Here is a 5,347-nt window from a genome sequence, read left to right as displayed (position 1 = left end):
CTGTAGGATCGTTCAACTGATCAGGAAAATGCTTAAATGATCAGTGTTAGCTCAAATGAGCGGCGTTTTTTCGTGTCAGTTTTTGAGGAATTAGGAGTTAAGACTTAAAAAACCAAATGTAACTTACGAATAATTCATTTAATAAGCAGTTATTTAATAAGCAAAGCGAGTCTCTTCTTTAAATAAGCTAGCTATAACCTCTTGGTATTGCATAAGGTTAAACGTAGAGTTGTCATTGTTATATTTTTGTTGCTTGTTTGCTAAATATGGTTGAGACACTAACGACGTAACCAACATCTGGTAATAATGAAAGTTTGACTCGTTACAGCCATCAACTAAATAAAGAAGATTTTCAAGAGTCTTATTGTAGGTGTAACCAAACTTAGACTCTTTAAGGCGTTGAAAATTTTCGTAATTGTATGAGCTTCCGCCAAAAGTGAATAGTAAAAAGATGTTAGGCGAAGCTTCCCAAAACTCGATAAGTTCAGAAAGTAAGTGTTGTAGTTGTATTCCATCCACTCTCTGATACTTTGAGAACTGATCTTGAAAACGACTTGTATGCTCTTCGATGAGCTGATCAAACAATTGCTCTTTGTTATTAAAGTAATAAAGAATTAACGCGGGGCTTACACCCGCAGACTTAGCAATAGACCGAATTGAAACTTTACTATAAGGCTGAGAAATAAATAGCTTTTCTGCTGAGCTCAAGATTTTTGTTCTTTTGTCATTTAGCATCAGATTGTATCCTCACCTATTTGTTTATATTACCCGCGCATTCTATAACTCAACCAAATAATCTCAACATGCCCATTTTTATATCAAACAAACTAAATGAATAAAAATATAAAAAATTTGGATTTTTTAGAAAATAGAGCAAAAAGCAACTAGCAAAATTGCCTTATGAAACAATAAGATAGGAAATTGACAAGCGATTGTAAGCGGTAAGTAAGAGAGTTCGAACAGTATGTAAGCCAATGTAAGAGTGGCGCCCTATTAGAGCGCCACACGAAAAGCCTTTACTTTACAGCTCAAGCTTTTATTTTATAGCTCAAACTTAAAGCTTTAGAAGAACCTTAACTGAGCTATCAACTAAAGAGTCATCGATATAAGCAATTTTGTTTGAAGAGCTAGCGACCATGTCTTTCGCTAAGCTTTCTTGACCTACAGCTTTAGGTGGTTGACCTTTACCCGTAAATACTCGCTTTGCCCAGTAAGCTTGAAGCTGTGCTTCTGTCTTCTTTGTAATTGCTTGGTGAAAAGTACCCTTAAGTGGGTGACCGTCTTCCAAGTCTACCGCTTCAATCTGTAGAGACTTTGCTTTACCTAGATACAGTTTTTTAACTGTTGAAGCGTCAAGCTCATTCATTGATGGGTTGCCAACAACAACCAAACCAGCGAAAGCGTTCATGCTGCTAAGAAGAGCAGCGGCTACCAATGCTTTTTTAAACATAATTCTCTTCCTTAAAATACCGCGTCAACTTTAACTGTGTACAAGATGTTGTCTTCGTTCTTGTAAGATGCGTTAACACCACCATTAGTTGAACCGAAGTTGGTTAGGTAGCTAACATCACCTTTCAGCGCGATATTAGGCATAAAGTCCCAACGAGTACCGACGCTGTAAGTTGTGCGTTGGATATTCATGTTGCTAGAGATAGCGGCTGCAGAGCCGAAAGCATATTTAGTAGCAGCACTTGGGTTCTTAACCATGTTTACGTATTGACGTTTAACCTGGTTGTTACGTTCTGCATCGTCTGTCGATTCCATGTGCGCTACAGTTACGTAAGGCGTGAATTCGTTCACACGGTAAGCCGTTGTCAGGTAAGCAGAATCTACATCGTGATAGAAACCTTCAACCGTTGTACGAGTAACTTCTGAAACTAGCGATAGGTTACCGTTGTCGTATCGACCACCAACACCGTAGAACTTTGCTTTCTCATCGTTAAACGTTGTGTTTAAAATAGGTGGCTTATTCTTAACGTTCCAGTTTGTTGCTGAGCTTACCACTGCTTGAGCGTAAACCGTACGTAAAGTCCAAGTGTCGTCTGTCCAGTTGATCACACCACCAGCGATGTCATCAAACTGCGTATCAGCATTGTAGCTATGCTTAGACGCTGAAAGCTTTTGTGAACCTACGAAACCTTGGAATGATACTGTGCTGTCGTCTAACTCAACGTCATAGATGAAATCACCACCAGTAAGTGACGTAAGAACCACAGAACCATAAACTTCACTAGGAACGCGAACGCTTGTTTGAGCGTAACCCACTTCTAGGTAGTCAGAGTACATGAACAGAGGAAGACGTAGCTTACCGCCACGGACTGTCAAATTTGGTGTTACTTTATGGCTTAGAAATGCCCACTCAACATCCGGTGTCCAGTTTTCTTTCTTGTTACCGCGCGCAACCATTTGCACTACAGCTGAAGTAGAGTCGTTAACTTCAAACTCACCTTGCAAACCAATTAGAGAACCTTCATCAAAGCGTACTTTGTTTTGTGACTTCATGAAACCATGGCTATTGTTACCAAGTTGCATGTTCAAAGACGCAAAACCATTGAAGCTAAATTTATCAGCGACTGAATTTAGTTCTTTTGCTTCAAGAATAGCGACCTTGTTTTCAAGCTCAGCCAATTTTTGCTCATCTGTAGCGTGTGCAGCGAATGAAGTCGCAAGTGCTACCGCTAACGGCAATAAGCGAAAAGAGGAGTTAGTCATTGTTGTTCTCCGTTATACTTTAAATTGTGATGTTGATTTACTCAGCTCTGTAACGATGCCACTCAGTTGGTGACTTAGAGCTTCGAGTTGATCTGTCGACTGAGACACTTGATGAGAGCACTGTCTAAAATCATCCATATGGGTGTGGATTTGTTTTGAAGCACGAGCTTGATGCTCTGTAGTACTTGCAATTTGTTTGTTGAGCTCGGTAATTTCTTCTACCTGGCCACTAATTTCTAATAGATAGTCACCCGCGTTTTGCGCGTCTCCAACCGCCTGTGACGAGCTCGCTAAGCCTTGGTCCATAGCGCCAACAGCAGCGTTAGAGCCGGACTTAAGGTCGACCAACAGGGCATTAATTTCTGTTGCGGATTGTTGAGTATTGTTCGCTAACACGCGCACTTCGTCGGACACAACAGCAAAGCCTCGGCCATGTTCACCAGCTCGCGCAGCTTCAATTGCAGCATTTAGTGCTAATAAATTCGTTTGCTCAGCGACACTTTGTATTGTGTTTAGTATTGAGCCAACATTGCTTGCATTCTGATCGAGTTCTTTCAACTTACAGGCCGTATCACGGATTTTTGTCGCAAGCTCTTCAATTTCTTTACTCGTTTTAAGAACCACTTGTGTTCCTGTTTGAGCACTAGAATTGGCTTTTTGAGCTTGAGAATCTGCATGCGATGCAAAGTTAACAACTTGTTCTATGAGGTCGATGATGTTATTAACCGCCTCGGTAACCTCTTCGATGTGATCACGTTGAGTGCTATTTAGAGCCAAGGTTTGATTCGACTCGCTACGAATCTTGTCGCTGACAACCTCAAGCTCGTGTCCAATGCTTAACGTACTCGCGATAATGCCTTGTAGCTTTTCAATGAATTGATTGAAACTCTCAACAAGCGTTGATATCTCATCTTTTCCTGCGTAGTCGATGCGTACCGTTAAGTCACCATCCCCAGTCGCAATCGCCTTCATCTTTTCTGTCACAAGCAATATTGAGCTAATAACCGATTTGAATATTGCGTAACCAACCGAAATCACAGAGATCAAAAAGAACACACCTAACCAAATAGATTGATTCGCAGCGTCGTTTGCGGCTTTTTCAGAGTGCAAGATAGTGTCTACGACCTTCTGACTCGCGGATGCACGTAACGTCTCGCTTAACGCAACTAATGAATCATATTCAGTGCTAAGTTGGTTCGCTCTGGAGGTCAGGCTCTCGAAAGAGTCATTGAGATTAATAAAATCTTCGCTCAGCGCGTACGCAGAATCCGTGTACCTTGCTAGTTGTTGTGACAGTTTATTAAAAACTGTCGCTTGTGAAGGTAAAACATCGGCACCACAACTCGCTTCAACTTGCAGTTCAGAAGAAATTTGACGTGCAAAATCGAGAGCTTGCTCATCTTCCATCACGACAGCAGCTTCGAACTGTTGCTTCACGTTAGGTAAAAGAGAATATATTTTCGTCGCATGCTCAAGTGCAGGGTAGTAACTTGACTCTAACTGCTTTAGGCGCTGACTATTATCATTATGAATAAAGACATTTATTGAGATAATGGCAGCTAGGCTAAGAGATATTATTGAGAGCAGTACAATAAACTGTACTTTAATGTTGATATAGCGAGACAATAGCATAAGGTTTTTTCATTAGCGCTGGTTGTGGCTGATGGTAACGTTTGTTCATATTTAATAGCGAACACATTCACTAAACAAATTTACCGTTATGTTCAAAGCCCGCTTATTTAATTTCTTTAATTAAGTTCAGCTCTTTAATTTTGCTGTCCCAGTCTTCTTTCCACTCTAATAGTTTACGAGCAGGCATTGGACGAGCGATAAAATAGCCCTGAACCAATGTGTCGACATTACTGATTTCACGAATGTCCATCCAAAGAGAATGATCCTCAACCCCTTCAGCAACTGTACTCAGTTCTAATAAGTGAGCCAAGTAGAGAGTAGCGCGAACAATGGCGTGGCTTGAACGACTGCTTTGAATGTTTTTCACAAAGTCGATATCCAGTTTCAGTGCTGAAAATGGCAGGTCATCTAATTGCTTGAGTGAAGAGTAACCTGTTCCAAAGTCGTCAATCGCCAGGGGAATACCGCGCATGCATATCCTCGTGGTGGACGCCAAAGCAAGAGCGACACTTTCAACTAAATCAGATTCTGTTAATTCCAATTTTATCTGCTCTGTCTCAAGTTCACCTTGGTCGATCAAAGCGAAGATATAATCAACAATATCACCGTCAATAATATCTTTAGCTGTCAGGTTTATTGCAAATCTCCGCTCTCCGAGAAATGACTTCTCATTGATCGCTTGATTGATTAAATACTTCATCACCTCTCCCATTTTTCCTGACTCAAGTAACCGAGACAAAAAGAAAAAAGGGCTGAGTACGCCATAACGAGGGTGCTGCCATCGAATTAGCGATTCACTTTCTCGCCATTCACCACTATGGATACACACTATCGGTTGGTAATAGAACATAAACTCTTGGTTGCTTACCGCTTTTGCTATGTCTTCATCCGTAATAACGATGTCGCTATTAGAATTAGAAGCAGCCGCTTCTTTTGTAGAGTTAAGGTTAGTTAAATGACCTCCGGCGGAGCCGGAGGCTTATTGGGTGACGCCCTCTAAGGG

Annotated in this window: 5 protein-coding genes; all 5 read right to left on the bottom strand. The window is 41.0% G+C overall.

Features of this window, described 5'->3' with window-relative positions:
• Positions 1-153: 153 nt before the first annotated feature.
• Positions 154-735 (bottom strand): TetR/AcrR family transcriptional regulator, encoded by a 582-nt coding sequence (locus tag AB6C75_RS22635; protein WP_372109360.1) that lies wholly within the window; start codon positions 733-735, stop codon positions 154-156.
• 319 nt (positions 736-1,054) lie between these two features.
• The gene (locus AB6C75_RS22630) at positions 1,055-1,450 is read right to left on the bottom strand and encodes a phosphate ABC transporter substrate-binding protein (RefSeq protein ID WP_009846438.1); all 396 of its coding nucleotides are present in this window, start codon (positions 1,448-1,450) and stop codon (positions 1,055-1,057) included.
• Positions 1,451-1,461: 11 nt separating this feature from the next.
• Entirely contained in the window at positions 1,462-2,712 is a 1,251-nt protein-coding gene (locus tag AB6C75_RS22625; RefSeq protein WP_372109358.1) for a hypothetical protein, read from the bottom strand.
• Positions 2,713-2,724: 12 nt separating this feature from the next.
• Positions 2,725-4,344, bottom strand: coding sequence for a methyl-accepting chemotaxis protein (locus AB6C75_RS22620; protein ID WP_372109356.1), 1,620 nt, complete (start codon positions 4,342-4,344; stop codon positions 2,725-2,727).
• A gap of 103 nt (positions 4,345-4,447) precedes the next feature.
• Entirely contained in the window at positions 4,448-5,224 is a 777-nt protein-coding gene (locus tag AB6C75_RS22615; RefSeq protein WP_372109362.1) for an EAL domain-containing protein, read from the bottom strand.
• Positions 5,225-5,347: the final 123 nt, after the last annotated feature.

The organism is Vibrio sp. 10N.237.312.B06, assembly GCF_041464685.1.
GTDB classification, from domain to species: Bacteria; Pseudomonadota; Gammaproteobacteria; order Enterobacterales; family Vibrionaceae; genus Vibrio; species Vibrio tasmaniensis_A.
Note: the sequence above shows the minus strand (reverse complement) of the source record. Positions and strands in the feature narration are given on the sequence as shown.